34 protein-coding genes are annotated in these 24,281 nt (G+C 43.7%); 2 read left to right on the plus strand and 32 right to left on the minus strand.

The genetic code is table 11. The features are described from left to right. Positions 1-83: 83 nt before the first annotated feature. A complete protein-coding gene (ygiD, locus tag KFE98_14660) occupies positions 84-971 on the minus strand; it encodes a 4,5-DOPA dioxygenase extradiol (protein UTW61248.1) in 888 nt (295 codons plus the stop codon). Between the two features lies 1 nt (position 972). Then, on the minus strand, positions 973-1,842 hold the full coding sequence (locus tag KFE98_14665) for an SDR family oxidoreductase (GenBank protein ID UTW61249.1): 870 nt from the start codon (positions 1,840-1,842) through the stop codon (positions 973-975). A gap of 121 nt (positions 1,843-1,963) precedes the next feature. Between KFE98_14665 and KFE98_14670 the strand changes: the two genes are divergently transcribed. After that, positions 1,964-2,323, plus strand: a complete 360-nt coding sequence (locus KFE98_14670; GenBank protein ID UTW61250.1) for a helix-turn-helix transcriptional regulator — start codon at positions 1,964-1,966, stop codon at positions 2,321-2,323. A 15-nt stretch (positions 2,324-2,338) separates the two neighbouring features. Here KFE98_14670 and KFE98_14675 read toward each other — a convergent pair whose 3' ends face one another. From KFE98_14675 to KFE98_14815, 29 genes are all read right to left on the minus strand, one after another. Then, positions 2,339-3,076: a DUF2071 domain-containing protein gene (locus tag KFE98_14675; GenBank protein UTW61251.1), complete on the minus strand. Its 738-nt coding sequence runs from the start codon at positions 3,074-3,076 to the stop codon at positions 2,339-2,341. 58 nt (positions 3,077-3,134) lie between these two features. Then, positions 3,135-4,382: a hypothetical protein gene (locus KFE98_14680; GenBank protein UTW61252.1), complete on the minus strand. Its 1,248-nt coding sequence runs from the start codon at positions 4,380-4,382 to the stop codon at positions 3,135-3,137. Between the two features lie 159 nt (positions 4,383-4,541). After that, positions 4,542-4,883: a hypothetical protein gene (locus tag KFE98_14685; protein ID UTW61253.1), complete on the minus strand. Its 342-nt coding sequence runs from the start codon at positions 4,881-4,883 to the stop codon at positions 4,542-4,544. Between the two features lie 244 nt (positions 4,884-5,127). Next, positions 5,128-5,787: a DJ-1/PfpI family protein gene (locus KFE98_14690; GenBank protein ID UTW61254.1), complete on the minus strand. Its 660-nt coding sequence runs from the start codon at positions 5,785-5,787 to the stop codon at positions 5,128-5,130. Continuing rightward, complete coding sequence (locus KFE98_14695; GenBank protein UTW61255.1) at positions 5,757-6,416, minus strand: DJ-1/PfpI family protein; 660 nt, start codon at positions 6,414-6,416, stop codon at positions 5,757-5,759. The genes KFE98_14690 and KFE98_14695 overlap by 31 nt, the downstream gene beginning before the upstream one ends. A gap of 78 nt (positions 6,417-6,494) precedes the next feature. After that, positions 6,495-7,352, minus strand: a complete 858-nt coding sequence (locus tag KFE98_14700) for a helix-turn-helix transcriptional regulator (protein UTW61256.1) — start codon at positions 7,350-7,352, stop codon at positions 6,495-6,497. Between the two features lie 66 nt (positions 7,353-7,418). Further along, complete coding sequence (locus tag KFE98_14705; protein UTW61257.1) at positions 7,419-7,922, minus strand: hypothetical protein; 504 nt, start codon at positions 7,920-7,922, stop codon at positions 7,419-7,421. Then, positions 7,922-8,599, minus strand: a complete 678-nt coding sequence (locus KFE98_14710; protein ID UTW61258.1) for a hypothetical protein — start codon at positions 8,597-8,599, stop codon at positions 7,922-7,924. Before KFE98_14710 ends, KFE98_14705 begins: the two co-directional genes overlap by 1 nt. A gap of 17 nt (positions 8,600-8,616) precedes the next feature. Continuing rightward, positions 8,617-9,309, minus strand: coding sequence for a hypothetical protein (locus KFE98_14715; GenBank protein UTW61259.1), 693 nt, complete (start codon positions 9,307-9,309; stop codon positions 8,617-8,619). Positions 9,310-9,458: 149 nt separating this feature from the next. Then, entirely contained in the window at positions 9,459-10,382 is a 924-nt protein-coding gene (locus KFE98_14720) for an SDR family NAD(P)-dependent oxidoreductase (protein ID UTW61260.1), read from the minus strand. 46 nt (positions 10,383-10,428) lie between these two features. After that, on the minus strand, positions 10,429-10,824 hold the full coding sequence (locus KFE98_14725) for a DUF4345 domain-containing protein (protein ID UTW61261.1): 396 nt from the start codon (positions 10,822-10,824) through the stop codon (positions 10,429-10,431). An 81-nt stretch (positions 10,825-10,905) separates the two neighbouring features. After that, positions 10,906-11,703: a helix-turn-helix transcriptional regulator gene (locus KFE98_14730; GenBank protein UTW64720.1), complete on the minus strand. Its 798-nt coding sequence runs from the start codon at positions 11,701-11,703 to the stop codon at positions 10,906-10,908. Positions 11,704-11,777: 74 nt separating this feature from the next. Continuing rightward, positions 11,778-12,281 carry a hypothetical protein gene (locus KFE98_14735; GenBank protein ID UTW61262.1) on the minus strand — a complete coding sequence of 168 codons (504 nt, stop codon included), beginning with the start codon at positions 12,279-12,281 and terminating at the stop codon, positions 11,778-11,780. A 66-nt stretch (positions 12,282-12,347) separates the two neighbouring features. Continuing rightward, the gene (locus tag KFE98_14740) at positions 12,348-13,010 is read right to left on the minus strand and encodes a DUF1211 domain-containing protein (GenBank protein ID UTW61263.1); all 663 of its coding nucleotides are present in this window, start codon (positions 13,008-13,010) and stop codon (positions 12,348-12,350) included. Positions 13,011-13,167: 157 nt separating this feature from the next. Then, the gene (locus KFE98_14745) at positions 13,168-13,839 is read right to left on the minus strand and encodes an NAD(P)H-binding protein (GenBank protein UTW61264.1); all 672 of its coding nucleotides are present in this window, start codon (positions 13,837-13,839) and stop codon (positions 13,168-13,170) included. A gap of 1 nt (position 13,840) precedes the next feature. Next, positions 13,841-14,734, minus strand: a complete 894-nt coding sequence (locus KFE98_14750; protein UTW61265.1) for an SDR family NAD(P)-dependent oxidoreductase — start codon at positions 14,732-14,734, stop codon at positions 13,841-13,843. Positions 14,735-14,801: 67 nt separating this feature from the next. Continuing rightward, positions 14,802-15,347, minus strand: a complete 546-nt coding sequence (locus KFE98_14755) for a Crp/Fnr family transcriptional regulator (GenBank protein UTW61266.1) — start codon at positions 15,345-15,347, stop codon at positions 14,802-14,804. Between the two features lie 67 nt (positions 15,348-15,414). Beyond that, positions 15,415-16,329, minus strand: a complete 915-nt coding sequence (locus KFE98_14760; protein ID UTW61267.1) for a tetratricopeptide repeat protein — start codon at positions 16,327-16,329, stop codon at positions 15,415-15,417. Between the two features lie 127 nt (positions 16,330-16,456). Continuing rightward, positions 16,457-17,107 carry an SUMF1/EgtB/PvdO family nonheme iron enzyme gene (locus KFE98_14765; GenBank protein UTW64721.1) on the minus strand — a complete coding sequence of 217 codons (651 nt, stop codon included), beginning with the start codon at positions 17,105-17,107 and terminating at the stop codon, positions 16,457-16,459. A 38-nt stretch (positions 17,108-17,145) separates the two neighbouring features. Next, a complete protein-coding gene (locus tag KFE98_14770; GenBank protein ID UTW61268.1) occupies positions 17,146-17,892 on the minus strand; it encodes a DUF1835 domain-containing protein in 747 nt (248 codons plus the stop codon). 25 nt (positions 17,893-17,917) lie between these two features. Further along, positions 17,918-18,679 (minus strand): hypothetical protein, encoded by a 762-nt coding sequence (locus KFE98_14775; GenBank protein ID UTW61269.1) that lies wholly within the window; start codon positions 18,677-18,679, stop codon positions 17,918-17,920. Then, entirely contained in the window at positions 18,676-19,155 is a 480-nt protein-coding gene (locus KFE98_14780) for a GNAT family N-acetyltransferase (protein UTW61270.1), read from the minus strand. The genes KFE98_14775 and KFE98_14780 overlap by 4 nt, the downstream gene beginning before the upstream one ends. Beyond that, a complete protein-coding gene (locus KFE98_14785) occupies positions 19,156-19,590 on the minus strand; it encodes a GNAT family N-acetyltransferase (protein UTW61271.1) in 435 nt (144 codons plus the stop codon). Between the two features lie 82 nt (positions 19,591-19,672). Continuing rightward, on the minus strand, positions 19,673-20,131 hold the full coding sequence (locus KFE98_14790) for an RDD family protein (protein UTW61272.1): 459 nt from the start codon (positions 20,129-20,131) through the stop codon (positions 19,673-19,675). A 52-nt stretch (positions 20,132-20,183) separates the two neighbouring features. After that, positions 20,184-20,498 carry a hypothetical protein gene (locus KFE98_14795; GenBank protein UTW61273.1) on the minus strand — a complete coding sequence of 105 codons (315 nt, stop codon included), beginning with the start codon at positions 20,496-20,498 and terminating at the stop codon, positions 20,184-20,186. Between the two features lie 49 nt (positions 20,499-20,547). Then, complete coding sequence (locus KFE98_14800) at positions 20,548-21,165, minus strand: hypothetical protein (protein UTW61274.1); 618 nt, start codon at positions 21,163-21,165, stop codon at positions 20,548-20,550. 17 nt (positions 21,166-21,182) lie between these two features. After that, a complete protein-coding gene (locus KFE98_14805) occupies positions 21,183-21,782 on the minus strand; it encodes a hypothetical protein (protein ID UTW61275.1) in 600 nt (199 codons plus the stop codon). A gap of 30 nt (positions 21,783-21,812) precedes the next feature. Beyond that, positions 21,813-22,058: a hypothetical protein gene (locus KFE98_14810; GenBank protein UTW61276.1), complete on the minus strand. Its 246-nt coding sequence runs from the start codon at positions 22,056-22,058 to the stop codon at positions 21,813-21,815. Between the two features lie 18 nt (positions 22,059-22,076). Further along, complete coding sequence (locus tag KFE98_14815; GenBank protein ID UTW61277.1) at positions 22,077-22,985, minus strand: NAD(P)/FAD-dependent oxidoreductase; 909 nt, start codon at positions 22,983-22,985, stop codon at positions 22,077-22,079. A 185-nt stretch (positions 22,986-23,170) separates the two neighbouring features. Here KFE98_14815 and KFE98_14820 point away from each other — a divergent pair, with 185 nt between their 5' ends. Continuing rightward, positions 23,171-23,551: a transcriptional repressor gene (locus tag KFE98_14820; protein UTW61278.1), complete on the plus strand. Its 381-nt coding sequence runs from the start codon at positions 23,171-23,173 to the stop codon at positions 23,549-23,551. On the opposite strand, the gene KFE98_14825 is transcribed toward KFE98_14820, so the two are convergent. Beyond that, complete coding sequence (locus KFE98_14825; GenBank protein UTW61279.1) at positions 23,548-24,276, minus strand: methyltransferase domain-containing protein; 729 nt, start codon at positions 24,274-24,276, stop codon at positions 23,548-23,550. The genes KFE98_14820 and KFE98_14825 overlap by 4 nt on opposite strands. Between the last annotated feature and the right edge of the window lie 5 nt (positions 24,277-24,281).

Here is a 24,281-nt window from a genome sequence, read left to right on the forward strand (position 1 = left end):
TACCAAAATAGCGAAACTCTCATCCACCACCGTCAAAATTCCGGCCTATGGTTTCAGGCAGGTATGAGCGGTAAATTGGGCGATTAAGCCAATCGAACACTGGTCATGGTTAGGGATCCTGCCAGAGGTTTGTCGTTAAAGATCGACACCTGGTCTTTGTTGTCCTGCAGACCTAAAGTATAGAGTAGAGGCAAGTAGTGCTCGGGAGTTGGAATAGCGAGATCAAAAGCTCGCCCTTGTTTACGGAAATCGATCAATTCTTTGTGGTTTCCATCAAGAATCCATTGTCTACTCTTTTCACTGGCCTCCATGGCCCAATCGTAGGCATAATTTTCTTGGGCTTTGTCCCAAGCTACTTTGCCCAGGTTGTGCACAATGTTTCCGCTTCCTACCAACAATACGCCACGTTCCCGTAGTTTTTTCAACTGTCCAGCCAATTCGTAGTGATAGGCAGCGGGCTTGGTATAATCAATACTCAGTTGGAGAACAGGTATATCGGCTTCGGGAAAGAGGGGTTTAATGACCGTCCAGGAGCCGTGGTCCAATCCCCACTGATGATCCATTTGAACGGTATTTTCTGGCTGTATCATCTGTCCCAATTCCTGAGCCAGTGCTGGGTGACCCGGAGCCGGGTACTGCACCTCGTACAGTTCCTTCGGAAATCCACCAAAATCGTGAATCGTTCTTGGATTTTCGACAGCGGTTACGTAGGTCCCCCGAGTTTCCCAGTGAGCCGAAATAACGATAATGGCATTGGGCTTCTGCAGGTATTCTCGTTGCTTTTTAAATCCTTGGACGAATTCGTTGTCTTCAATCCCATTCATGGGCGAGCCATGCCCCAAGAATAGGACAGGCATTCGCTCTGAATGGTCAAATAATGTGCTTAGATTTTCCAGTTTTTTCATGGACGATAGCATAGGCAGGGACAAGGCTCCAATCCCCATAAGTTTAAGAAAATCTTTTCGTTTCATTTTATCCGTATACCTTTTCGATAAACTCTTGAGCCGAATAGGGCTTGCGGCCAATTAAGGATTCGAGGGTATCGCCCACGATGTCCAATTCGCCTTGTGCCTGAGCTTTGGCAAAAGCTTGAAAAATACCAATAAAAAGAGCGGGAACACCTTGGCTTTCCATTTCCTTTTGGTATTCATCATTACTCAATGGCTTGTAGCTTACAGATGTACCACTGGCCTTTGAGATGGCTTCTGCCATTTCAGGCATGGATAGGGCTTCCTTATTGGTCAAAGGGTAGGCTTTGTGTTCATGGCCTTCTGTTGTCAAAATCTGGGCCGCGGCTTCAGCGAGTTCATCCCGAATCACAGCACTAAATTTTCCAGATCCACCCGGTAACGAAATCAGACCCGTTTCCAATACTTTTTCTCCGGCAAAACCTGTTACCATGTCCATATAAAGTGCATTTTGCAGTAGGGTGTAAGCGATTCCGCTTTCTTTGAGCCAGTTTTCCGTTTTGATATGGGTATCCTGTAAAAAGGCGATGGCCGAATTTTCTATTTCAGGCCTCCGGTAAAAGGAAGTATAGACCACGTGTTTTACTCCGGTTTCTTTGGCGGCATCTACCACATTCTTATGCTGATCATCCCGGTTTGGAATATCGTTTCCGGATACGAACAACAATTTATCCACTCCTTTAAAAGCTTGAACCAAAGAATTGTAATCGGTGTAATCACCGACTCGGATTTCGATTCCTTTTTCCTTTAGATCCTTGGCTTTTTCTTCACTCCGAACCAAAGCAATTATTTCCTGGGCCGGTACTCCTTTATTGAGCAAATGCTGGATGGCGCTTCCTCCATATCCGCCGGTTGCTCCTGTAACTAAAATCATCTTTTGTTGTTTTGAGGTTTGAATTCGATTTCAAAATTAAGAATGATAATTCTCATTCTATAGTTACTATACTATATATATTAGTATACTTTTGTATAGTGAATTTCTTACTGCGTTAGTTATGAGTGAATTGAATCCATTAGAAGGAGTAAAGTCTTGTCCTCGCCAATATGTTTTGGCGATCAATGATACCTTAAATGTGTTGAGTGGGAAATGGAAACTTCCCATAATTGCATCCTTACTTTATGGTAAAAACCGGTTTAAAGATCTTCAGGAAAACATCGATAAAATTACGCCGAGAATGCTCTCCAAAGAACTCAAAGAGTTGGAGCTGAATGGCGTGGTTAAGCGAAATGTTCAAACCTCTACACCCATCAGAATTGAATACGAATTGACGGAATCGGGAAAAAGGATCATCTCGGTTTTGGATACTATGATTGAGTGGGGAGTGGCGCATCGGGAAGCCACGTTGACCTCATGACCCAAGAAATTCAAATTACTTTTTTGGTGTAAGAAGTGGATGCTGGGTTTTATCCCATGCAATTACCTGGACTCCTGGGGAGTAATGGGATAAAACCGGAAGATCGGTGAGCAATGAACCAAATCGGGGATAATTGATCGTACTCTTTTTTATTTCAATCGAATGGATAGGCCATTCGACGTGATGAATTTCAAAGGCATTAATCCCTTTTGGAGAGTCTTGAAAAAGGGCGTACCTCTCGGTTAACCACCTATCCAGATTCGACTTTACTTTGACCAAAGGACCGGTTCTGTACTCCATGCTGAAACGATCGCTAAACGCCGGGTTATGGGATTGGAAGTGATTCGTTTTTCGGGTCATTTTTGAGTAGCGATAAGGTAATTCTGAAAGCGCTTTTGCTAACTTACAAGAGAGACTTTTTCCACCTTCAATGCTCAGAAAATGAACGCCGCTTTTTCCTTTGAACCGAACATAGGTTCTAACATTGATCTCGTCAAAGTTTGATATAGGGGGAAATGCCGGTAGGTTGCTGGGCCTAATCTTTTCCATGGTAAAGGCGACTAAAGATACCCACGGTTGGCCTTCGAACAGATCCATTTCTAATTCACTCGGAAGCCATTTTATCAATTCTTCCTGCGGCACCGGCCAATGAAGAAATAGGGCATTATTCCATTCCTGGTAATATTTCCAGCTTGTTTTGGGAAGTGGCCAGGGGCGATGGTCGTATTGTTGGAGTAGGTCTTTAATTAACATGGGTGGTCGTTTCAATAAATTTTCAAGTCTCGTATAATTTCAAGCGATTGGCTCTCCCTTAGTTCGTTTTATAGTTGAGAGTGATTTCCCGATCCATGGGTGGAATGATGATTAAATCCAGATCATAAATCATATTCTTAATAGCTGGATAAACCCAGAGTTCCCGATTGATCATTGGTTCTTTCAATTTTCTTAAATCGATGACTACCCATTTATCCTTTTTTCCTTGTTGCATCAGTGGTGCCCGTTCCCTCAGCCATTTCGATCCTCCCTCAGAATTATCAAAATAGCCCTGTTGCTCTTCTTCATCTTCTATGTAGCGAAACATAAAACCGATATTCAAGTCTTGAGTTCCATTCATATCGGCAAGTTCGCTCACCAGGTTTCCAATATCATAAACCGCATTTGAGGTAATACCGCGTTGGGTATGCGATGCTCCCATTTTGATCAGTATCCGAGGTTGATCATCCATTCGAGAAAGTGATTGGTAGTTTCTTGTAAACTCCTTTTTCATGTGGTTGGCACGCATATCCAGATTTTGACAGCGGTTAATATCGTAAAGCGAATAGATGGCCCAAGACTGGATGAGTTGCTCGATAGTGATCGTAATCTGCGCATTGGATTGATCCAATTGAGCAAAATACGATTCCAATTCCTTGGAGTCGAGCAATCGTTCATGCAAGGGATAATCCTTGCTTTTTGCGTCCTTGATTTGTTCAGCAATAACAAATTCCACTGCCGATTGATAGGCCCGTTCATTGTCAGGGCGTGAATCCAGGGCATGTAATCTTTCCAAAAGAAGTAGTGTGCCTGAGTAGTATTCCTGATCGATTCCAAAAAGTCGCCATTTATGATCGATTGCTGCCTGGAGAAAAGCTGCATCTTCCTTGCCTTCAAAAAACGGGAGGGGAATATCCTGAACCCGTTTGTAATATTCGGTGTAGAAATCGAATAGTGTTTTTTCTACCGAATCAGACTGAACCAATTCACTCAATATTTGGGTAGATACAGGTCCCGTTTCCAGGCAAAAGTTTCGGAATCCGGATTTATTTAACTCAGGAATTATGGCTTCAGTAAACTCACTAATCCTGGCATCTCCATGATATTCGCCCAACAGCACAAACTGGGAGGCATCAAATTCCCCTTTCAAAAAAATCGCACCTGTTCCAGTTAGCTCTCCATTTGAGAGGTGAAACTCATAGGAGATTTTTTGAACGTATTCCGTAGAAATGGTATCCTGCCCAAACAGGAAATATGGGATTTGACAAAAGATGAAAATGGGAAGTATAGCCAGTGAAATTTTCATGTAAGCGATTTTCGGCAATATAGAGATATTGGTAAGCGTGGTGCACTCCAACTAATATAGATTAATATTCCCTTATCAGACATGAATTAAAGGTGGTTAATAGGGGGTATGATAGGCCAATCAAAATCAAAGTATTAAACCGTTATGCACTCAAATCTTCTAAAAGAAATAGGGCAATTCACTGAACAGGAAAGTGACTCCAGCAATAATTGGGTACCCTAACAGGTGCAGCGGTTTTTTCAGTTGGAAAAGAGAATAGATTTTGGACCACCTCATTAAATAGATGGATAAGAGGCAAAAGAAGCACAAGCCAAATTCCAAATGATCCCACCAACCTGGGATATCATGCTGGGAAACTGATACCATATAGATAAAACTAAAGAAGAAGTAATGGTAGAGGTAAAAGGCCGTTTTACGGTGAAAAAATATCAGAGTTCCGGCCAAACCAAGTGAGCCATAGCAAATGACTTCAAAAAAGAAGAAAGTCCACCTGGGAAACATGATATTATAAAGAATTCTTGGGTCATAAAACCTTGGACCGTGGACGTATTGATCGTAAATTAGGATTAGCTTAACACTTGCAACAATAAGAGACAAAAAACCGATCGAGACAATTATTTTATCTGGCTTGGCAAGTGATAGGTATTGACTTTTGAGGTTCAAATGAGGTTGTAAAATCGGGGTAATAATGGGTAACCCCGAATTTACAACAGGAAACTTACTTCAGCCTTGCATGAGCAAAAGATTACTTCCTCTGTCCATAATACCCTTTACGAATGTGAGGTCGAAAGAATTTGCGGGCAAAAAAGGAAATGGTTTTGGTGGTCCGGATAATAGAGCCTTTGGCATTTTTTGGGTTGGTTCCGTAAACCGGGTGAGGAGAAAACTCCAGCACTTGATGTTCTATGTATTGGGCCCAATCTCGTCCAGCGATTTTTTCTACGGCCTTCAATCCCACGTCATAAGAACCAACAGCTGGTCCGGCAGAGAGAAATTTTCCATCCTCTTCCACCTCTTTACCCGTGTAGCAGGCTCCGATTCGTTTCAGGTCTTTGATCTGGTGGTAGTTGGTGGTCGCCTCCCGGCCATCCAGTAGTCCCGCTGATCCGATTACAAAGGTTCCCGCACACACGCTAATCACGGCTTGAGCTGACTTTTCCTGCTCTAGCACAAAGTTTAGAATGGCAGTGTCGCTCACGTAGGCGGGAAGTGACGCGCCAAAAATCATCACGTCCAACTTAGGACATTCTTCGAGGGTGGTATTGGCCACGACCGTAGGCCCCACGTTGGCAATCGATTTAGAGAGTCCTTTTTGTTTCCCTAGAAAGTAGATTTCGCTATTGGGGATACTGGCAAAAACGTCAGTAGCACCAATCACGTCGGGGATGTAAATTCCATCACCCAAAAACACTCCAACTTTAATCGGCTCAGGCAATGGGGGGCTTTCAGCACCGTGTCTTTGGCCACCGGATATTGAACGTGGGCATCATATTCCAGGTTAAACTCCAACATTTGAGTAATCCATTTGCCCCGGGTTTTATCTACAGCTGTAAAAGCTGCTTCAATACCTCCAGTAGAAGGACCACCAGTGATAAATTTCCCATCCACCATACAAGTGCCTTCATTTTTCAGCGTAAGGGTACTGCTCTCGAGCAATTGAAGGGTGTGCCGATCGGCGGTTACCATTTGTTGGGTTAAAACACCGGCCTTATACAAGGCAAGTACGCCATTGGAAACGGCGATAACGTGTTTGGCCTCTTGGGATTTTCGAGTCATGAATTCCACTACTTTGGGGTTATTCATTTCCTCAGGGGCCATTCCACCGATTACGAGTATGTCCAAAGGAGGGCAGTCCTGAAAGGTGGCATTGGGCTGAATTCCAAAACGGTAGTTCCCATAAACGATGGAGTCTGTTTCAGCCACGTAGAACACTTGGTTACGAGGATGAATGGCCAATACGGCATCGAGGCCAATTATATCTGCTGGGCTATACCCAGGGGTCAATAGAAATCCTATGATCAATTTTTGCAACATGTTTTTTCTTTTTGATGAAACATGGACGCAAAGTTCCGTACCAGGAGTCGCTAAGTCAGAAGCGAGAGGATTCCATTATTAGGACAAATCAATCGTATTTTGATATTCCTTGGGCGATAGAGAAGCGTTCTTCTTGAAAAAGCGACTGAAGTAGGAGGCATCTGAAAAGCCCAGTTCCGACGCGATTTCCGCAATATTGCTGGCCGGCATCATCAGGCGGTATTTGGCTTCCACCATCTTAATTTTATGGGCGAGCTGAGAGGCAGATTCACCGGTGACCGATTTGACTGCTTTGTTCAAGTGATTGGGCGAGACTGCCAACCGATCCGCGAATTCAGTTATGCTCAGGTTTTTGTTCAGGTTATTGTAGACTTCCATCTTAAACTTTCGGGTAATATCGATCGAAGCCCGATTGCTTAGGGCAGATTCGTTGTAAAACTGGTTAACTTCTAAGAGTAAGGTAATTACGTAAGCATTGACCACGGAAAGTTTGCTTCCTTCGGCATCCTTTTCCCATTTAATTCGCTTAAAGATGTTTTCAATGAATTCTGTGGGCAAATGTTCCAGGTGAAACAAGGAATCACTCCAAGTCTCGAGGAATTCCAGGTTAAAGATCAGGGAGTGATTTCCCATGGACCCTAATACACCATCTCCTTTCAAAAGCAACACGTAACCGTCTACATCGGTGGTGTGGCTGCCCAGAAAAAAGGGTTTGTTGGGCTGAATAATCAAGAGGTTACCTTCACGTGCCAGGTAGCGCTCATACCCAGCACCAACTTCCATTTCACCTTGGGTAACAAAGGCCATGAGTACTCCCTTCTGTTTGGTGATAGAAGTGGGCAATTTCAAAGATTCCAAAAAGTCGACGAGCCTTTCACACTTATACTCGCCATATCCTTCAAAGTAGCGTTCTACTGTATCCTTTGTGCTTATCATTTCGACTTGTTCCCTCGCGATGAGACAAAAGTACTTCAGAAAACATAGAGTAGAATTAGACGCACATTAGAGTACCCGGATTTGTCCAAGAAAGAGAAAATCGGGACTGTCCTTTTTTAGCAAAGGCTCTTGGCAGGAACAGTAGGTGTCTGTTGGATATCCGGCATTGTATCCCAGGGTGGTTTTAGACCAACATTGGTAGCGGAAAAGGTGAAAACCAAACCAACCATGATGGCTAAAGGTAAGCGGTGGTTTGTGCCATTTTCCATTTTCAAAATAGTCAAAACGTCCTTTCAGGGTTTTGGGTTGCTGCCCACGTCTGGTCAATTTGATTCGAATTCGCACAGCTACGGAGTCCTGATCCAGTAGGGTGAGGTATTGGATTTTACCAGGTTCTATCTGACCTCTAAGTGTATCCTTAGGAAAAATTTGGCCGTTAAAATTTAAGGAGTCGATCACCAACTCCAGCTTATGCTGATCCTGTGCTTTTCCCTCCGGAATTAAACCCAGAAAAAGAATGAAAAAGCATAACAAGATTCTACCTGAACAACGGGATAATAGACCGTTCATTACGGCGTGTGTTTTTGTTTTTTATCAAATCTTTTGCGGTAAGGCAATCGTCCTTTTTTGCCAATTTTTTCTTCCACCCTGCGATGAATTAAAAAGGGAAGTACAATCATTCCCATTAACTGGGTGAACACCAAAAATCCAAGTGGAAAGAAAATCATAGGGATTATGACCTCCATCCAACCCACGAGCATCAACCCAAGAATGATAAGTGTGCCTCCAACACCCCAGGTAAAGAACGGTTTTTCATAAAAGAAAGGATAATACAGGTAGCTATCGGGCCCTTTAATCTCGTAAATTACAACGGGGGCCAAAAAACTTCGATAATGATCTTCAATCCTCGCTTGAAATCGATTATTACCGAGCCGTTTTACTTGAAGTTCGTTGCCATAATCCAAAATGTACTTTTGGCTGGATTTTAAGGGAATCGACTTTAAACGGGTAACAATTCGTTCCCTTATGAGCCGTTCTTCCTCGATTTTTTGTTCCTCCTTTTCGAGAAGTTTGGTATGTTCATTTTCCCAGGATTGAATCTCCGGAGATTCTGGGTTTCTTTCTTTCAAAAGATAATAGGCAGCCGATCGGGCTTGCTCATGCCAGTTTGCCGGATTTGCAATAATCTGCTCCAATTCATGATCGGATTTGGATTCAAACTTTTCGATGAAACGATTTTTTTCCATTGACCCAATCACTCGTATTAAAGCTGATTTAGATAGGCTATCACTTTCGTGTCAGCTTGGAAAAAAACGTACAAATACCCATGACCAAAATGAAGGTAGGGATCGATATACTCCTTATCCAAAACCTCCTGACCATGTATAGTTTTGGCGTCATCAATATCACCGAGTTGCAAGAGAAACTCCATGGGTTTGCCCGAAATCGGGCAAGTTGGGGTTAGGTCCTCATGAATCCAGTTGGGAGTTCCAAAATGACCTACTTCACCGGGGTACACCTGATCCATTCGATGAGGTTTTTTTCGATCTAACTTAAATCCAATTTCCTGATACTCCACGTAGGTGGATGCAGGGATATCATCGAAAAGGGGAGCAAAGTTGGTGCTCACATTATCCTGGATTATTTGAGGACGGTTTGGGTCGGAATAGTCCAGAAACACCGGCACTTGCAAATCGATAAAAAGGGGACAGACAAGGGCCAGGTCAAAATCGAGGGAGTCCAATAGAGGTACGTCGCGATTCAAGGTGCCGAAGTAGACCACAGGGCTGCCATCCAACTTGGGTAGGGTAAGCTGGGCACTCGGCTTACCTCCCAGGGTATGAGGGCCGTTGGGATCCTTGATCAAGGTGCCTTCCTGGGTATGACTTTTGAATAATCGGGATATAAAACTCATGATCTTGGCGCTGCGATTGGGTTTGGTTTTCTTAGTGCACAAGTTAGTTAATTTGAGTTGGAAGAAAAGGGGAAAAGTCCTAAATACAAAACGGCTCAAGAATACACTTGAGCCGTTTAAAAAAAATAGGGCAGGAGCGGGACGTGCGGCAATGCTAATTCTTACATCCCGCTGCCGAAACCCAATTCCAATTAGTGGATAAACTGGTGAATCGCCTGGTGGGCATTATCCTGGAAACGGCTGTTGGCCAAATCCGGAAAAATACTCTCCTGGTCTACAATCGGGCCCGTAAGAACACTTTCTTTACTGGCATAAAATCCACCACTTCTCAGAGCGTCATTACCGATGCCATCCACAAAACGCTTAGCGCCTTTTTGGAGGCTGTGAGAAAGTCCCAACAAGGGCATGAAAATGGGCATTCCTACATATTTGTACATGACTCTCTGAAGAAGCGGAAGATCATCAAATCCTTGAGTACCCCGAGTCCCACCAGGGCTCATGGAGATGAATCGCAGGTGTGGATGTTTGCGGGCCATGGACGACATCCAGAGCGTTCCGCCGTATTTTATCGCACCATAAACTTCCATGGGATCGAAATTCTTCCCAAAAAAACGACCGTTAAAAACGGAGGCAAATTCATCCACGGAAGAGGATTTAAGTTCGGGTTTTTTAATGCCCATTTTTTTGATTCCCCGAGCTGCTTCGGAGCTGGCAAAAAGGGCTACTTTATTCAACTTATTCGCCTGAACCATTTCCTCCAGAAGAACCACATGCCCTAGCAAGTTGGTTGCCGTAATGTTAGTGACGCCGTCTTTGGTCAATTGTTGAGGAAAACGGCCTCCGGTTCCACCTGCATTCATGATCAAGGCATCTACAGCTTCGGGTAGATTCTTCACGGCCTTTCTTACGGATTCTGGACTGGACACATCAATGATGATGATTTCAAAAAACTTCTTTCCCGTACTTTGTTCGAGTTCTTGTTTGGCCTTTTTGGCCTTCTCCGGATTTCGGCAAGCGAGATAGATTTTTTCGGTTTCAGGTTTCAAGGCCAATTGTCTGGCAGTTTCTTTTCCAATTCCGGCATTTGCTCCGGTGATCATTATTGTCTTATTCATGATTTTCTTTTTTTGATGATTAAAGGAGGGTAAGGCGAGGCTTGATTTATTTTTTAGTGCGGTAAATTGAGAATAGAATGGCACCAATAGTTCCTAATACAAATTCGAGGATAGTGGCTTTGACCAACCCATCGGCTGGCATTCCGTCCTGAAGAATGCTTAAGAGTCGTCCTGCACCCAGAGAAAGAAATACGAGTACAGTAACCAATGTAGAAGTGTAGGTAAGTCCTTTATTAAAGACGCCGAATAAAGCGAGTAGGGCGGAGGCTAGTAACAAAGCGCTGTAGGCCCTCACATCGTTAATGGCGTTTACGCTATCTGCAATGTCAATTCCACCACTGGCTTTCATGACCACTGGCATAAAGAGTGTGGCACCTCCGATAAAGGTGAGTAGAAGTCCTGATAGGATCAGGTAAGCTTTTAAGATTTTTGAATTTTTCATGACCTTGTTTTAATTGTTCGAAACAAAGGTCTTGAGAGAGGAGAGGATCCTTAGCTCGTTTTAGCTCAAAGACTTCTCATTTTAGCTCATGCGAAATTCACTGGGCGATTTGCCGAATTGAGAAGTAAAGTTTCGGTTGAAGGTTGCCAGGGAATCAAAACCCACATCATAGGCGACATCAGAAACCCGTAATTCCTCCGATTTGAGTAGCTCGGCTGCTTTATCCACCTTCTTGCGGTTGATGTACTTTTTGGGACTTTCATTAAACACTTCCTTAAACTTTCGTTTAAAGGAGGAAACACTCAAATGAGCCAGAGCGGCCAATTCTTCCAAAGAGAGATTGGCATACAGGTTCTGTTGGATTACGGTTTTAAATTCCACCTCATGAGGCTGAAACAAGGAAGCCAAAAAGTCAAGTTGCGAGGGTGCTTCCTGGGATTTGGTCATGAGCAAAACAAACTCTTTAAGCTTGGTTTTAACCATGGTGTCATCCGCTAGTTCCGGATTGTCGAGGAGGATGTCTATGCTTTCGCGGTAGTTTTCCAATAATCGATCTACCTCTACCTGCTTTAAGTTGTAGTCCACCTTATAGTTCGATGTAGACAGGTCAAACTCAAAGAGGTCTTCCACCAGCGAAGGGTAGAGAAATACACCTACCGATTCTATTCCATCTTTACAGGCATCCGTATCGTCGCTCGGTTCAAAGAAGTAGTTCAGGCATTTAGCGAGCATGGCCGTTTTACGATTAAGTTTAAGGTAGTCTTCCGGAGCCCGAACGCCTACTTCGCCTTTGTTGACGAACATAAAGCAGGCTTCATCTTCCACATAATGCTTGATAGTGCGATTGAAGAAGGGCATCGAAAGACGAATAAAGACAATCCGATCCTTGTATTTTATGACCTGTTCTTGAAATTCCATGGATTAGGCAAAGCTCTTGAAATTATTTGAAAAGATCAATTACCTGCTTGCAGTGATCTGGCTCGTTTTTCTTTCCAAAGTTTGAAGGCAATAGGGATCATTCCACCGATCAACCCGACTTCCATAAGGAGGTTGTAGGATATTGAATTTAAGTGAAGGTTAACGATCCCATTGTCACAGGCCGTGCAAGAAATGACTTTGAAATGAGCATCAATAAAGGCAATACTAATCAGAATAAAAAGAGTAGTTAAAACCGAATAACCCAACCAGATGGAGGCCATTTTGAAAGGCAAGTGACGAAAGTTTACCCAAACCACAATTGCACTCAATCCAAAAATGAGGTGATAAATAAAGTCCAGATTAATGATAATGTGTTTGCCATAAAACAGGAACGCATTTCCAGTACTCCATTGATAAAGATCACGAATGAAGCTACGAATGGGGCCTACTGAAAAAACAGCCAATACCATTCCGGCCAGAAACCAAAACAGGCTGATTAGCCAAAACAGAAGTCGGTTTAGGACGGTTTTCCGAATCATGTTGAAAATTAGGACAAAACGAGGTGGATAGCTGGTGTAAATCGTTAAAAAGGGTTAGCTAAGAGCCTAATTTTTAGCTGCTTTCTTTGACTTGCCACTGCGTACCTGAACAAACTTTTTGCGCAAGGCAAACATCACTGGAATCAAAACGAAGGTAATGTCCCATAGCGTTGGATGGACGAAGACTAAACCCGCTGCAATGATGGCGATAGCTGGTTCGGTTAGAATTTGCCTTTTGGTAAGTAGGATCAATTCTTCAGGCAATCCTTCAATAACCAATGAATTCTTTGGGCTTGTAGCGTAGTTAAAACTCAAAAATGAAAACAATCCAATCAGCACCAGATTCAAACTAAAAAAGACCTTGATAGCAATATTATCTGGGAAATTGGTCACATAGGCATTCCAAAAGGGAACCAGCATGATCATGGCCATAAAGAGCAATTGAAACCACATGAAGGTTTGATTGACCCGCTTAATCATTCCAAAGTGCTCCAGGTGTTTCATCCAGTAAATAGCTACCGTTACAAAGGCAATGAAAAAGCCACCCATACTGCTCAACTGACGAAGTAGAAATTTGGTGAGTTCTCCGGTATTGGTAATGTTACCCATTTCAGGCAATTCCAGGCTCAATATCATGATGGTCATAGCCGTTCCAATAACAAAGTCGGAAAGGAACTTTAACCGGGTTCGCCATTCCGTGGCTTCCAGGTCCTTAAAAACATCCTTCATACAATCCTAAAAGTTTCATTCAGAGTAGTGGGGTATCAAAGGTAATCCACGGCTCATCGATTCGGAGAGGGAAGGTACAATCTATCCTGATTTTTTCAAGCGATCAATCTATACTTATCAGTAGGAAAAGGGAATATGTTGTTATAACTGCCTGAAGCTATTTACCTTGGGCAGCCAACATTACCTCGTTGCGATTTAAAACCAAAATCCTGGAATCGCTTTTTAAAGAGTTGAGGTAAGAAAGTCTCATGGCTCTGGCTACAAGGCTTCCATGAATCGGGGTATATTTTCGAAGAGAAGGAATGGCTCGAATGAGCGGAGTAAAAAAGAGGGCAGCAATTTCTTCCGCTTTTCGGCTTTTATCACGTTTTCCCATTAACCCATTGGGCTGAAGGATAACCGTTTTGTCAAAACCCAATGCTTTTACCGATTCTTCCAATTGCGCCTTCATTCTTCGGTAGTAGTTGTTCGATTTTAACAGGGCAAACGGAGAAGAAACCAAAACATAGTGGGTAATACCATTTTGAGCCCCACATTGAGCCGCTCTAAATTGATAAGTGTAATCCACCACGAATTGGTTTTCGCGGCTTCCGGCTTGCCTTAAGGTAGTGCCCAAACAAGAAAATAGAACATCTCCCTTCACTTGACCGAGGTAGTCATCTTCCCGGGTAAAGTCGATGATACATTCCTCTATTTTCGGATGCTCAAAGGACTTTCTCCGAACAATAACCCGAATCTTTTCACATTGAGGATCTTCGATAAGTTCCTGAACGAGAAACTTTCCCACTAAACCAGTTGCTCCAACAACTACCGCTGTGTATTTCATCATCTTAAAAGCTTACGCCAGTATATTGTTCAGATATAGTCCAAAGCCGGTCAGCTACTTTTTTGTCAAAGGCTTTTTTGTCCATTTCGGCCAAGGTGGGATAACCACGAAGCCCAATTTTAGGTCCGTAGTATTCCATGGGCTTAACCCGATCGTCGGTGGCTGCTCTCAGGGCGGGTAGAGCACCCATCCATACCGGTTGAGCCAGTATTTTGCTTAGCCATCCTCCAATCCCAATGGTTTGCTGTCGTTCGGTAGCTGAGAGCCCCGGGTGAGCCGCCACAGAAAGCGAGGTGGATTGGGCCAGGTCAAATTTTTCTTGCAAGCTTCTAACGAACAAGAGGTTGGCCAGTTTGCTATCGCCATACGATTTCATCCGGCTGTATTTACGTTTTTCCCAATTCAAATCGTCAAAATCAATATTCCCTGATTTGTGTCCTCCGCTACTCATGGTCACCACTCTTGAATGAGGTGTTTGAATGAGGATGGGGTAAAGGAGTCCCGTAAGGGCAAAATGACCGTAGTGGTTAGTAGCCAGGTGCATTTCAGTGCCTTGGGGAGTAGTCATTCGCTCTTTTAGATTGACCACTCCGGCATTGTTGATGAGGAGGTCCAGCCGGGTATATTTAGAGATAAAGGTTTGAGCACAGCTATGAATGGAATCCAGGTTCGTCAGATCCAGTGCAATAACGTCACCGTGAATTTTAGACCCCAGGGATTTTTCCATTTGAGCCAGTGCCTGTTCACCTTTGGAAACCGTTCTACAGGCAATTACAATGGTCGCTCCTTTTTTGGCCAGTTGCAGGCCAATTTCATAACCCAGTCCTATATTCCCACCGGTGATCAGGGCAATTTTTCCTTCCTGAATGGGAATGTCTTCTGAAGTCCAGTTTTTCATTTCTCCGTCTTTGCTTACGCAAAGTTAGAGGGGGACAATCAGGCAAATCTGAAACTACTTTCAGAAATCAGAGTTTGTGTTTGATCTTGCTCAGCCATTGGGGAGTGATTCCTAAAAAATTGGCGATGTACTTGGAGGGCACTTGTTGCAGAATCTGGGGGTAGTGCTCGTGCAGGTATTGGAGCATTTCTTCGCTATTCAAGCTTATGAGCATGGCCCGAAGGTCATTTTTTTCCAAAAGCGTTTGAACTCCATATTGATGAAAGGGGCTGGTCAAATCAAGTGCATTCAGGTGTTCGGTAACAGCACTTTTTTTGATTTCGATCACCTGAGAGTTGGTAAAGGTAGCGAGTCGATACTTTGATGGTTGCCCGTTAGCAAAGGATTCGGCTACTGTCGCAATAGGGTGAAAACCAGGAATAAAAAAATTGATTGCCCGTTCTTCACCGGTTTTGGGGTGAACGAAGAGCAGAACACAGCCTCCTTTCTCTACTACATAAAGGCTATCGGCCTTTCGGCCAACGGGCACCAAGGTTTCATGACTCCTGATTGTCCTACGATGACCAATTCGGTCAAACTCTTCTGAAAAGACGCTAAGATCAAATTTGTACATCCAAACCAAGGTATTGTTTTTACCAAAATAAAGGCTCGGTTATTCGGACAATTCTTAGTCTCTAATTTTAGCTGTCCATTTCTTCCAAAACCTTTGTCGCATTGTCGTTTTCAGGGTCCAATTCCAGGGACTTGGCATAGGCTTTTCGGGCTTCTTCTTTTTTACCCAATTTAAGCAGGCATTCCCCATAACTATCAAAGGTGTTGTAGGCGTTGGGATACAATTCCGTGTTGAGCTTAAAGATTTGGAGAGCCTCCTCATTTTTGTCCTCTCTCATGAGTTGATAGCCAAAGCTGTTGAGCGCACCTTCGGAGAGGTTGTACTCAGAATCTTCCAAATCTTCCTTACGAGCAAGGTCTACAATTTCGGCTATGTTTTTTCCATCTCGATAAAGCTTGGCCAATTTTGTTTTGTTCATCAAGCGTACTCTTTCCCGTTGTTCTGCCAGGGTAGAAACTCCGTACTCTCTTCGCTCTTCATCAGATACTTGGGTACTGTCGATTTGATAAAGAGTCCAGGGACCATCCTGGCTTGCTCTGCGGTATTGAGTTCCGTAAACCTGAGGTTTTCCTCTTCGCATCAAATCGCGATCTATGGCAGCAGCGAGCAGCCACTTGCTTCGACTGGTATCCAAATCCATGGCTTTGCGCATCATTTTTACCGCCATTCCCGATGCTATGGTATCAGCTCCATGCTGAAATATCATGGCCGCATGGAAGTAGTCGCTCGAGGTATTTACCTGGTTGGAATCGAGTAATTCATTTACCCGCTTTTGCCGCTGGTTGTCTCGCTCCGAGATCGCTTTCCAGTCTTTATTCATGGCTTTTCGATCACCTTGGTCGGCCTCGTAAATCTCCTTAAGTTCCCGGTTGTCTTCGATTACTTCTGGAACCATTTCCTCAGTCGTTTGAGGATTATTGGGAGTGCAGGCAAAAAGGCTTAAGGCAAGAAGAAGGAAGGTAACTTGGTTTAATGAATGCATATCAATGTTTTGGATTAAATAATGTTTTTAAAAGATTTGAGGAAGGGGTATAACGGGTTTATATCTCAATTAGCATGAGCGTCCCAAGATACTAATTCGAGAAATGAGGGAAGTTTTTTTGATCCATTTATTCAACGTTTCGAGCCACTCTAAATCCTAAGTCGTCAATCTTAAAGGAGACCGGATGACTCCTCCTTCGGTTAGTGGCCAATACGCCGCGTTCCAAATCGCTCCAACCTCCACCTCGAAATATGCGGTAGGAACCATAAACGGTTTCGTCATATATGTCATTACACCATTCCCATACGTTGCCCAACATGTCATACAAGCCCCAATCATTGGCCAGCTTGAGGCCCACTTCCTGCGGACTTTGATTAGAATTGTCTTTGTACCAGGCAATGTCATCCAACTTGCCATATCGAATGGCTGAGTCACCCGTTTGACAGGCGTATTGCCATTCAGCTTCAGTGGGCAACCTAAAACCCGAAGATTGAGAATCGAATTCCACCTGATCGTTTTCCGCGTTTATGCGGTAGCAAGTGGCTAATCCTAAACGCTCCGACAATTGGTTACAAAACCGAATGGCGTCCATCCAGGAAACAGTTTCAACGGGACGTTTATCGCCTTTGAAGGCCGAGGGGTTTTCGCCCATCACGGTTTCATAGAGTTCTTGAGTAACTGGAATCGGGGAGAGTTGATAGGCCTTAAGGTCTACCTTCCATTTTTGCTGAACCCGGTCATCTCTCAGTTCAATACTTCCTGCTGGAAGCGTTAGCATATTACCCAGGGTTTGATTCAAATTCATGTTGGTGGGCATTAACTCGGTTTTTTTAGTTGGTCGAAAAGTCGCTTCACCTGAAGATCGCCAAATCCGTAGATGCTTTGTCGTTTGCAAAACTCCTGGAATATGGGGCCAAATTTATCTGTGTTAAGCTCTTGCATAATGGATTGCAAAGCAGCGATGGGTCTTCCCGGGTTTTCGCCATTGGGAATTCTTTCCAAATGCGCTTTTACAGCTGGAGTGACAAAGGGATAAGAGACGCTTAACTCATCGGCGGCCATCCTCAATGCTTCGAGTTCATCGTTCTGATAAAACTTCCATAGCTGAGCGAAGGGTTTCAGGCTTTCAATCTGAATTTTTTCCTCCAAAAGGTGCTCCAATTGCTCTGTACTATAGGTCCCAAAACCATAGAGGTTATGATTTTTTGGGCGAATCAGAAAAACAGATTTTACCCGATTTTCGAAAAGCAAATGGGCCACAAACCAAAAGTTGACTTGACAAAACAAATCATCTTCAAACCACAAGTTTACTTCACCGTCCTCCGGAATATTCCGGATTTTTTCCAGTTCGCTCACTGTATCATCCCAGTAATCTTGTGTGGAATAGTCTCCGTAAAATTCACTGATAAACTGAGCCCGGGTGGTGTAGAATTCTACCAGGGTATTCCCGTTCACCGGACCATCAACCAGACATTCCCGGGCGATGATGATTTCTCCATGCAGGTGTTTGGGAAACTGTTCTCTTAGGGCGTCGCCGTTGAGGATGTGAAAATTATTCGGCATTGGTATTAAAATTTAGGCTTTGGATTCATTTTTCGCATTCGCAATGAATGGATTCATCACTCCAATGCTGCAGCATGGTGGATTTATTGATCATATTGGAATCTAAATCTACGTGCATAATTCGATCCAGTTCCAATTCAATTTCCCAGATGCTTACCTTGTTGTCATCTGTTGAGCAAAAGAGAAAATATCGTTCCCCAAAGGCCCTATGCACATGCATGGGGTAATCCTTCATTTCCTCTATTCTCAAAATCAACGAGTCGCTCTTAAGGTCATATACCGTAAAACCTCCGAGGTCTGAATCGATGATGCTAAAAAGAAGATTTGATTCAGAATCAAAGAAGGGGAATCCTCCTGGAATATCATTTATTTCTCCATCCTTATTAACGATTAGGGTAAACCCAAAATAATCGCCATGTTGGGTGAAAATAAGATGATCCTTTAACGCTTTGGGTTTGGATATTCCGTAATAACCTCCCACCGGCTCAGATTCGAATTCCACACTATCCAATCGATTATTACTTCGGGAAGTAACCAATTTTGATCGGCAGTAGAACTCCGTTCCATCGCTTTTGATTTGGGATACTGTGGCCTGTAGATCTCCAAAATCATAGGATTTCTCAGTTTTCAGTTCAACCTTCTGACTTTGGTCGGACTTTGGCTTAGGTCCCTCTTCTGGTTTCTCTAAAATGGGCTCAATGTCCTTGAATTCTTTGGATTCCTGGTTTATACCGGTTTGGCACGATAACAAAACAAAAGCAATAAGTAGTAGAGGTAAAACCTTCATGATTTTGTAATCTCTTTTTCCATAATCACTGCATCATTCCCTCGGTAGATAAACCGCTCTATGGCCCGCCATCCGGCCCTAAGGTACAGGGATTCTGCGGTGAAGGTGTACAGATAAATTCGACTGAGTCCACGACGACCGGCTTCGGTTTCCACTTGCTCCAACAATTGCTTTCCAATCCCTCGATTGCGATAGGAGGGAAGGGTGTACAGCAGCGCTACCCAGGGACCATATTTTTGGTATTCCGGATGAACTTTGAGCAAGTGAACCTCATTTGACAATCCTCCGGCAGCTATGGGTTCTCCCTCATGGCGAACCAGAAAATGAAATTCTTGGCCTTCCGGAGATAAGGAGGCGAGCCTGCTTAGGGTTTTGTCCTGAGGTGTAGTCCATTCCTGCTCATACCACCGAGCAATTGTTTGTTGGGTTTTCCGATCGTTTGGGTCAATCTGTTCGAATTGATAGACTTCATTCATCTACCCAATCTGTTTGCTCATTTTGAGGTGGGGAATACCGTCTTCATCGAAGTAGTCTCCTTCAGGCAAATAGCCGTTGCGACTGTAGAAATTTACCGCAGAATCCCGGGCATGACAATACACTACGGAATAGTCGTTCTCTTGAGCCCAATCTTCACAGAATATCATCATTGAGGAGCCGATGTTTCCATTTCTCAATTCCTCCTGAACAGCAACCCGTTGCATTTTGAGTCGGGCATCTTCAGGTACCAATACAGCTGTGGCCACCAGGTCTTGGTTAAGGTAACCGGCTACATGGATGTGCTGTCGTTCTTCTTCCAATTCTTGGGCAGAAAAGGTTTGGCCCAATGGTTTTCTTAAAACGTCTTCTCTTAATTTAACAGCACTTCGCCATTCCGAACTTTCGTAGGGGATGGTCTGGAATTGGATTTTCATGGGTAGGTGTAGATTAGTATTAGAAGTCAAACTTACTAACTTCCATCACTCTACGGGTGATAGAGGTTCTATTATTTGATTTTCAGTTTTTGGGGGAACGAATCACAATGGTTTTGGCCGCCAAGTCGCCCAAGCGTTGATTTCGAGGGTTCATAATCGCCACTACCAATCCGACCAAAAAGATCTGATCGGCCAGGCCCACAATGCAACGACCAAAAGCTTGCAAAAAGCTAATAGCCTGGTTGTCTGCAGAAATTACCTCAATTTTTAATACTCTTTTACCAATGGTCTTTCCCCAAATAGCCTCACTAATGGGCCAGAGAAATAGTCCAATGGCCATCCAGACTAACCCGGCGATACCATCCAGGTGATAGTCCAAATCGCTTTCACCCCGGGTTCCAAAGAAGTACCCCATGATCCAGCCAATGGCGTAGAATATTAGAAAATCGACGGTAAAGGCTGCTATTCGATAGAGAATGGGAGCAGGCTTAAAGGATTTGTTCTCCAAAAAATCATCTAAAGTGGCTTCAGTATCGGTCATAAGTGTATGGTTAGTAGTGGAATAATGGTTTTTATTTATACGGTGTGGGGAGTTAGCTATTCTCCACAAATAGTCGAGCTTGATTGGCCAAATGCGACCAGTCTTCAGAGTATTCCTGTGGAACCTGAAGCCAATCTTTCATGGCTCTTTTCTTTCCCGATGGATCCCAGTTAACAGAACCCAGGTACTTTTCCTTGAGCTGGTTGACTTCTTCCTGTCCCAGTTTAAAAACCATCTCCTCCTGAAAAAAGGCAGCAAATGCCTTCTTACCTGTTTTTAGGCAGGGCTTACCGAACATTTGTCCGGCTGTGGTTTCGTGTTCATCGGCGAGGTTTTGACCAATGCTGTTGTAAAGTTCCTGGCTCATCTGATTTGATTCGATGACCGAAATTATAGATTTCAGTTAAATGGCCTACCTATTGGGTGTATGGAGCGAATTCTTTTTTGAGCTGGGTCAATTTCCTGGAAAGCTTTTCTCGATTTTTTTGAGTCTTGACCCACTTAGGCAAATTGGTAATCATAGAGTATTTAAAACGTTGATCATCCTCCCGAAGGGTGGATTCCACATATTCTTTGAGGTAATCCAAGTGTCGAAGATTATACACCCACAGCGTATGCTCCTTGAATGCCGTCTGTAGCCACAAGGGGAAGCCGAAATAAGGGTCCGTTGCCTCTCCTTGAAAATGAGGTAGCCATTGATTTTCGTAGGATCTTGTTGTTTGACAGGAGTCGCAGGTAACTTCGGATTTGGGGTATGGCTTTTTTGTCGGATCGGTGAGATTCGATATCGGACTTCCGCAATGCCCACAAGCTCGTTTTATAAAACCCACCCAGGAACAAAACCATTTTTCATTATCCTTTTCGATAAAACCACAATGGCTGCAATGGCAAATGGATTTGGCATTTAGAACTGTGGGTACGATGTATTTCGGAAGTTCAGTTTTAACGATCGCAGGATTAGCGCACTTGGGGCAATTAACCCAAATTTCATCACTAAAAAAAGAAGTTGGATAGGGTGGTTTTGAAAATTTCATGGCATACTCAGTTTACATTAAACCATCCCAAAAACCTCAAAAAAACGATTCCAGATTACCTGCTCGTATTTCAATGCGTAGTTCTCAGCATATTGTTCTCCCCGTGGAGCATTATCCACCCGGTCATGGGTACTCAGTCGGTCGTGGTGATGGCCCAACTCGTGTAAAAATATATGAAGCAATTGATAGGCCCGGATTTGATCTTCGCTAAAATGACACACCACTCCTGTTGCCTTGATTTCGAAAGGAACATGCAAACGTTCAAAGATGGCCTGGTGCTCCATAAAGTACGCTTTGTTCATGGACACGGTTTTGTCCTTTTCCCAAGCACAGATGGCTAACACACCGTTGCTATACCATCCATCTTCACCGCCTCCTGCCGCCAGTATCACGGCATCCAATTCTACCTGCAGTTCTTCCCAATTGGGTAGAATCTCGAGAAAGTTGAGGATATCTCGTTTTTTAAGAAAGTGCTTATAACCTTTACCTGGTTTCTCCTGATCAATCTGCAATTCTTTTTGCCGGGTGTTCCAGTAGTTTGGGGTAAGGTCGTGACGATTTTTCTTTTGTACTCGCCCGTCTTTAACTTTTGGGGTGGTTTTGCGGTGTGTCCTCATAGCTCCGATACGGAATAGAGGATAAAACTATTACGAATAGGCTTGATCTTCCATAATCTCGCAGTTAAATCCTTCTCGATTCACTTTTTTTTGAATTTCCAAAGGATCAATATCACGGCCTTCAATACGCAATACGGTATGTCCGGCAGGGTAGGGAAGTCCAGTTTCGTCAGGATCCAAATTGATTTGCCACTCGGGGTAAGCCAGATGCAGATTCTTGGCCACAGTTTTTACATCCGCAGGATGGCGAATGTCGGTGATAAATACTTCAACCATAATCAGTGCGTGCTTGATTTAAAAGGCGGCATTAGATAATTCCATGTTGATCACGGCTCCAACCATGTTGCCTGAAGCCACGGCGTTAGCCACCGAACGTAACCTTGAGCTGTTGTCTCCGCAGGCAAACACACCATCTACCGTGGTCTTTAGTATCCCATCTACTTCGATAAAGCCCTCATCGTTTAACATACATCCCAGTTTTTTAGGTATATCGGAGTGTTGAGTAAAGGGCACCGCGGCGTAGGTTGCTTCCAATTGTTCTTTGGAATGATCGGCGAAGACCAGGTTTTTGAGGTATCCGTTTTCGTGTTCGATTTCTACAATTTCTTTTTCCACTACGGGTATTCCATTGCGCTCCAATTGGGCTCTTTCTTCTGCATTGAATTCTGCCTTTCCTGAAGTGAAAATGGTCAGATCTTGGGTCAGGTTTTTAGCCATAGGGGCAAGGTGCAATGCCCGTTCTCCGTTGGCAATGATTCCGGTTTTTTTGTTCCTGATCTCATAGCCATGGCAATAGGGGCAATGAACGACGGAGATGCCCCAGCATTGGGCAAAACCTTTGATGGGCAGGAATTCATCCTTAATTCCAGTTGCGAAAACCAATTTCTGAGCGGAAAACTGCTCGCCTTTTTCGGTAATTATTTGAAAACCATGTGCGGTTTTTGTTCCCTTTACGGCTCGATCGTTTAGAAAGTGAACGGTGTCATATTTTTCTACCTGAGACTTGGCTTTTCCTGCAATTTCAGCTGGTTTTACTCCATCCTGGGTTAAAAAATTATGGGAGTGCGGGGTTTGCCGATTGCATGGTTTTCCGCTATCAATGACCAAAACCTTCCGTAACGAACGACCAAGGGTTAGTGCTGCAGAAAGACCGGAATAACTTCCTCCGATTATGATTATTTCGAATTCTTTGGGGCTTTTCATAGGGGCATAAATTTTAAAAATGGGCCACGGAAGGGATAAGGCTAAACCAGTTAAACTGGCTTGTTTTATGGCATCTCTTCGTGTCATTCAATTTTAATGCAACAATGTTGCAATAAGTTGTTCTGCGAAAATAGAATTTATTTGTATTAATGCAATATATTCGCAATAAGAATTGAAATCAGATTTTGAAAAGGCGAAATACAGCAACAAAGGAGGCGGTACTCTCGGTGCTTCAGCACACTGATAAGGCCATGAGCCAGGCAGCCATTGAAAAGAAAGTAGGCATTGATATCAATCGGGCCACCATATATCGGGTGCTCAATCGGTTTTGTGAAGATGGTTTACTTCACCGAATTGTGGCAGACGACGGCAAGCAGTATTTTGCTTTATGCATGAAGTGTGATGATGATCAAGATCAACGTCCCAGGCATCATTTCCACTTTAGGTGTAGGGTGTGCGATACCATCGAATGCCTGCCCATTCCTGTTCACTTTACGCTTCCGGAAAAATACCTCGTGGAGAATGTAAACTGCGTCATTACCGGTGTCTGTAGAGATTGTTGTTAGCCGGGTTTAACCGCTACCAGCGTATGCATTCCTCGCATCAATTCGGAATGAGTAATCGCAAGACCTAATTCTTTAATCCTTTCTTCTACCTCGGCCGGAGCTACTCTAACCTTTTGGTAGGAGCTTACTTTCTGGATCCAACCACTCTCCGTTTTTTCATGGAGTAGGTCGGTAACCCTAACGGATTGATTCTGGTATTCCAGCAGGCAAGTCAGAATTCGGGTATCGTCGCTTTTTACGGGGATGAATCTTTGCTCCCCTTTCAATTCATTCGAATAATCCCGGAAGGATAAAATCAAATGTCCGCCTTTGCTTAGCAGAGCATTACAATCTCCAATCAATTGATGGATTTCGGCTTTGTTTTCCAGATGGGTAAGGGTATCTCCACAACATGCAATTACCTCGGGTTGGTAGGCTTTCGATTGTGCAGCTTCCTTTATATCGCCCAGTACGGTCTTAATGGGTAAACCCTCCGAACGGTTCCTTAATTCCTGGAGTAACTGTTCATTAAAATCAACCGCTATTACCTCGAACCCTAATTGACCAAGGGCCACACTTTGGATACCATGCCCAGCTCCCAGATCCAGGGCTTGTTTATTATGCTTAGGGCGAATGTGGAGTTGGTTAAGTAACTTCTCAAACTCGTGGCTTTTGGTTTCAAAGTCTCCGGCCATCCAGGAATAGAAATGGGCCAAATGGTGTTCGTAATGGTCTTTGGTATTCATTTTTA

The organism is bacterium SCSIO 12741 (assembly GCA_024398055.1).
In the GTDB taxonomy this organism is placed as follows: domain Bacteria; phylum Bacteroidota; class Bacteroidia; order Flavobacteriales_G; family Salibacteraceae; genus SCSIO-12741.

Excerpts from the sequence above, each read along its gene's own strand:
- ygiD (UTW61248.1), bottom strand. The coding sequence starts at position 971 with ATGAAACGAAAAGATTTTCTTAAACTTATGGGGATTGGAGCCTTGTCC.
- KFE98_14665 (UTW61249.1), bottom strand. The coding sequence starts at position 1,842 with ATGATTTTAGTTACAGGAGCAACCGGCGGATATGGAGGAAGCGCCATC.
- KFE98_14670 (UTW61250.1), top strand. The coding sequence starts at position 1,964 with ATGAGTGAATTGAATCCATTAGAAGGAGTAAAGTCTTGTCCTCGCCAA.
- KFE98_14675 (UTW61251.1), bottom strand. The coding sequence starts at position 3,076 with ATGTTAATTAAAGACCTACTCCAACAATACGACCATCGCCCCTGGCCA.
- KFE98_14680 (UTW61252.1), bottom strand. The coding sequence starts at position 4,382 with ATGAAAATTTCACTGGCTATACTTCCCATTTTCATCTTTTGTCAAATC.
- KFE98_14685 (UTW61253.1), bottom strand. The coding sequence starts at position 4,883 with ATGTTTCCCAGGTGGACTTTCTTCTTTTTTGAAGTCATTTGCTATGGC.
- KFE98_14695 (UTW61255.1), bottom strand. The coding sequence starts at position 6,416 with ATGTTGCAAAAATTGATCATAGGATTTCTATTGACCCCTGGGTATAGC.
- KFE98_14700 (UTW61256.1), bottom strand. The coding sequence starts at position 7,352 with ATGATAAGCACAAAGGATACAGTAGAACGCTACTTTGAAGGATATGGC.
- KFE98_14705 (UTW61257.1), bottom strand. The coding sequence starts at position 7,922 with ATGAACGGTCTATTATCCCGTTGTTCAGGTAGAATCTTGTTATGCTTT.
- KFE98_14710 (UTW61258.1), bottom strand. The coding sequence starts at position 8,599 with ATGGAAAAAAATCGTTTCATCGAAAAGTTTGAATCCAAATCCGATCAT.
- KFE98_14720 (UTW61260.1), bottom strand. The coding sequence starts at position 10,382 with ATGAATAAGACAATAATGATCACCGGAGCAAATGCCGGAATTGGAAAA.
- KFE98_14725 (UTW61261.1), bottom strand. The coding sequence starts at position 10,824 with ATGAAAAATTCAAAAATCTTAAAAGCTTACCTGATCCTATCAGGACTT.
- KFE98_14735 (UTW61262.1), bottom strand. The coding sequence starts at position 12,281 with ATGATTCGGAAAACCGTCCTAAACCGACTTCTGTTTTGGCTAATCAGC.
- KFE98_14740 (UTW61263.1), bottom strand. The coding sequence starts at position 13,010 with ATGAAGGATGTTTTTAAGGACCTGGAAGCCACGGAATGGCGAACCCGG.
- KFE98_14745 (UTW61264.1), bottom strand. The coding sequence starts at position 13,839 with ATGATGAAATACACAGCGGTAGTTGTTGGAGCAACTGGTTTAGTGGGA.
- KFE98_14750 (UTW61265.1), bottom strand. The coding sequence starts at position 14,734 with ATGAAAAACTGGACTTCAGAAGACATTCCCATTCAGGAAGGAAAAATT.
- KFE98_14755 (UTW61266.1), bottom strand. The coding sequence starts at position 15,347 with ATGTACAAATTTGATCTTAGCGTCTTTTCAGAAGAGTTTGACCGAATT.
- KFE98_14760 (UTW61267.1), bottom strand. The coding sequence starts at position 16,329 with ATGCATTCATTAAACCAAGTTACCTTCCTTCTTCTTGCCTTAAGCCTT.
- KFE98_14765 (UTW64721.1), bottom strand. The coding sequence starts at position 17,107 with ATGCTAACGCTTCCAGCAGGAAGTATTGAACTGAGAGATGACCGGGTT.
- KFE98_14770 (UTW61268.1), bottom strand. The coding sequence starts at position 17,892 with ATGCCGAATAATTTTCACATCCTCAACGGCGACGCCCTAAGAGAACAG.
- KFE98_14775 (UTW61269.1), bottom strand. The coding sequence starts at position 18,679 with ATGAAGGTTTTACCTCTACTACTTATTGCTTTTGTTTTGTTATCGTGC.
- KFE98_14780 (UTW61270.1), bottom strand. The coding sequence starts at position 19,155 with ATGAATGAAGTCTATCAATTCGAACAGATTGACCCAAACGATCGGAAA.
- KFE98_14785 (UTW61271.1), bottom strand. The coding sequence starts at position 19,590 with ATGAAAATCCAATTCCAGACCATCCCCTACGAAAGTTCGGAATGGCGA.
- KFE98_14790 (UTW61272.1), bottom strand. The coding sequence starts at position 20,131 with ATGACCGATACTGAAGCCACTTTAGATGATTTTTTGGAGAACAAATCC.
- KFE98_14795 (UTW61273.1), bottom strand. The coding sequence starts at position 20,498 with ATGAGCCAGGAACTTTACAACAGCATTGGTCAAAACCTCGCCGATGAA.
- KFE98_14800 (UTW61274.1), bottom strand. The coding sequence starts at position 21,165 with ATGAAATTTTCAAAACCACCCTATCCAACTTCTTTTTTTAGTGATGAA.
- KFE98_14805 (UTW61275.1), bottom strand. The coding sequence starts at position 21,782 with ATGAGGACACACCGCAAAACCACCCCAAAAGTTAAAGACGGGCGAGTA.
- KFE98_14810 (UTW61276.1), bottom strand. The coding sequence starts at position 22,058 with ATGGTTGAAGTATTTATCACCGACATTCGCCATCCTGCGGATGTAAAA.
- KFE98_14815 (UTW61277.1), bottom strand. The coding sequence starts at position 22,985 with ATGAAAAGCCCCAAAGAATTCGAAATAATCATAATCGGAGGAAGTTAT.
- KFE98_14825 (UTW61279.1), bottom strand. The coding sequence starts at position 24,276 with ATGAATACCAAAGACCATTACGAACACCATTTGGCCCATTTCTATTCC.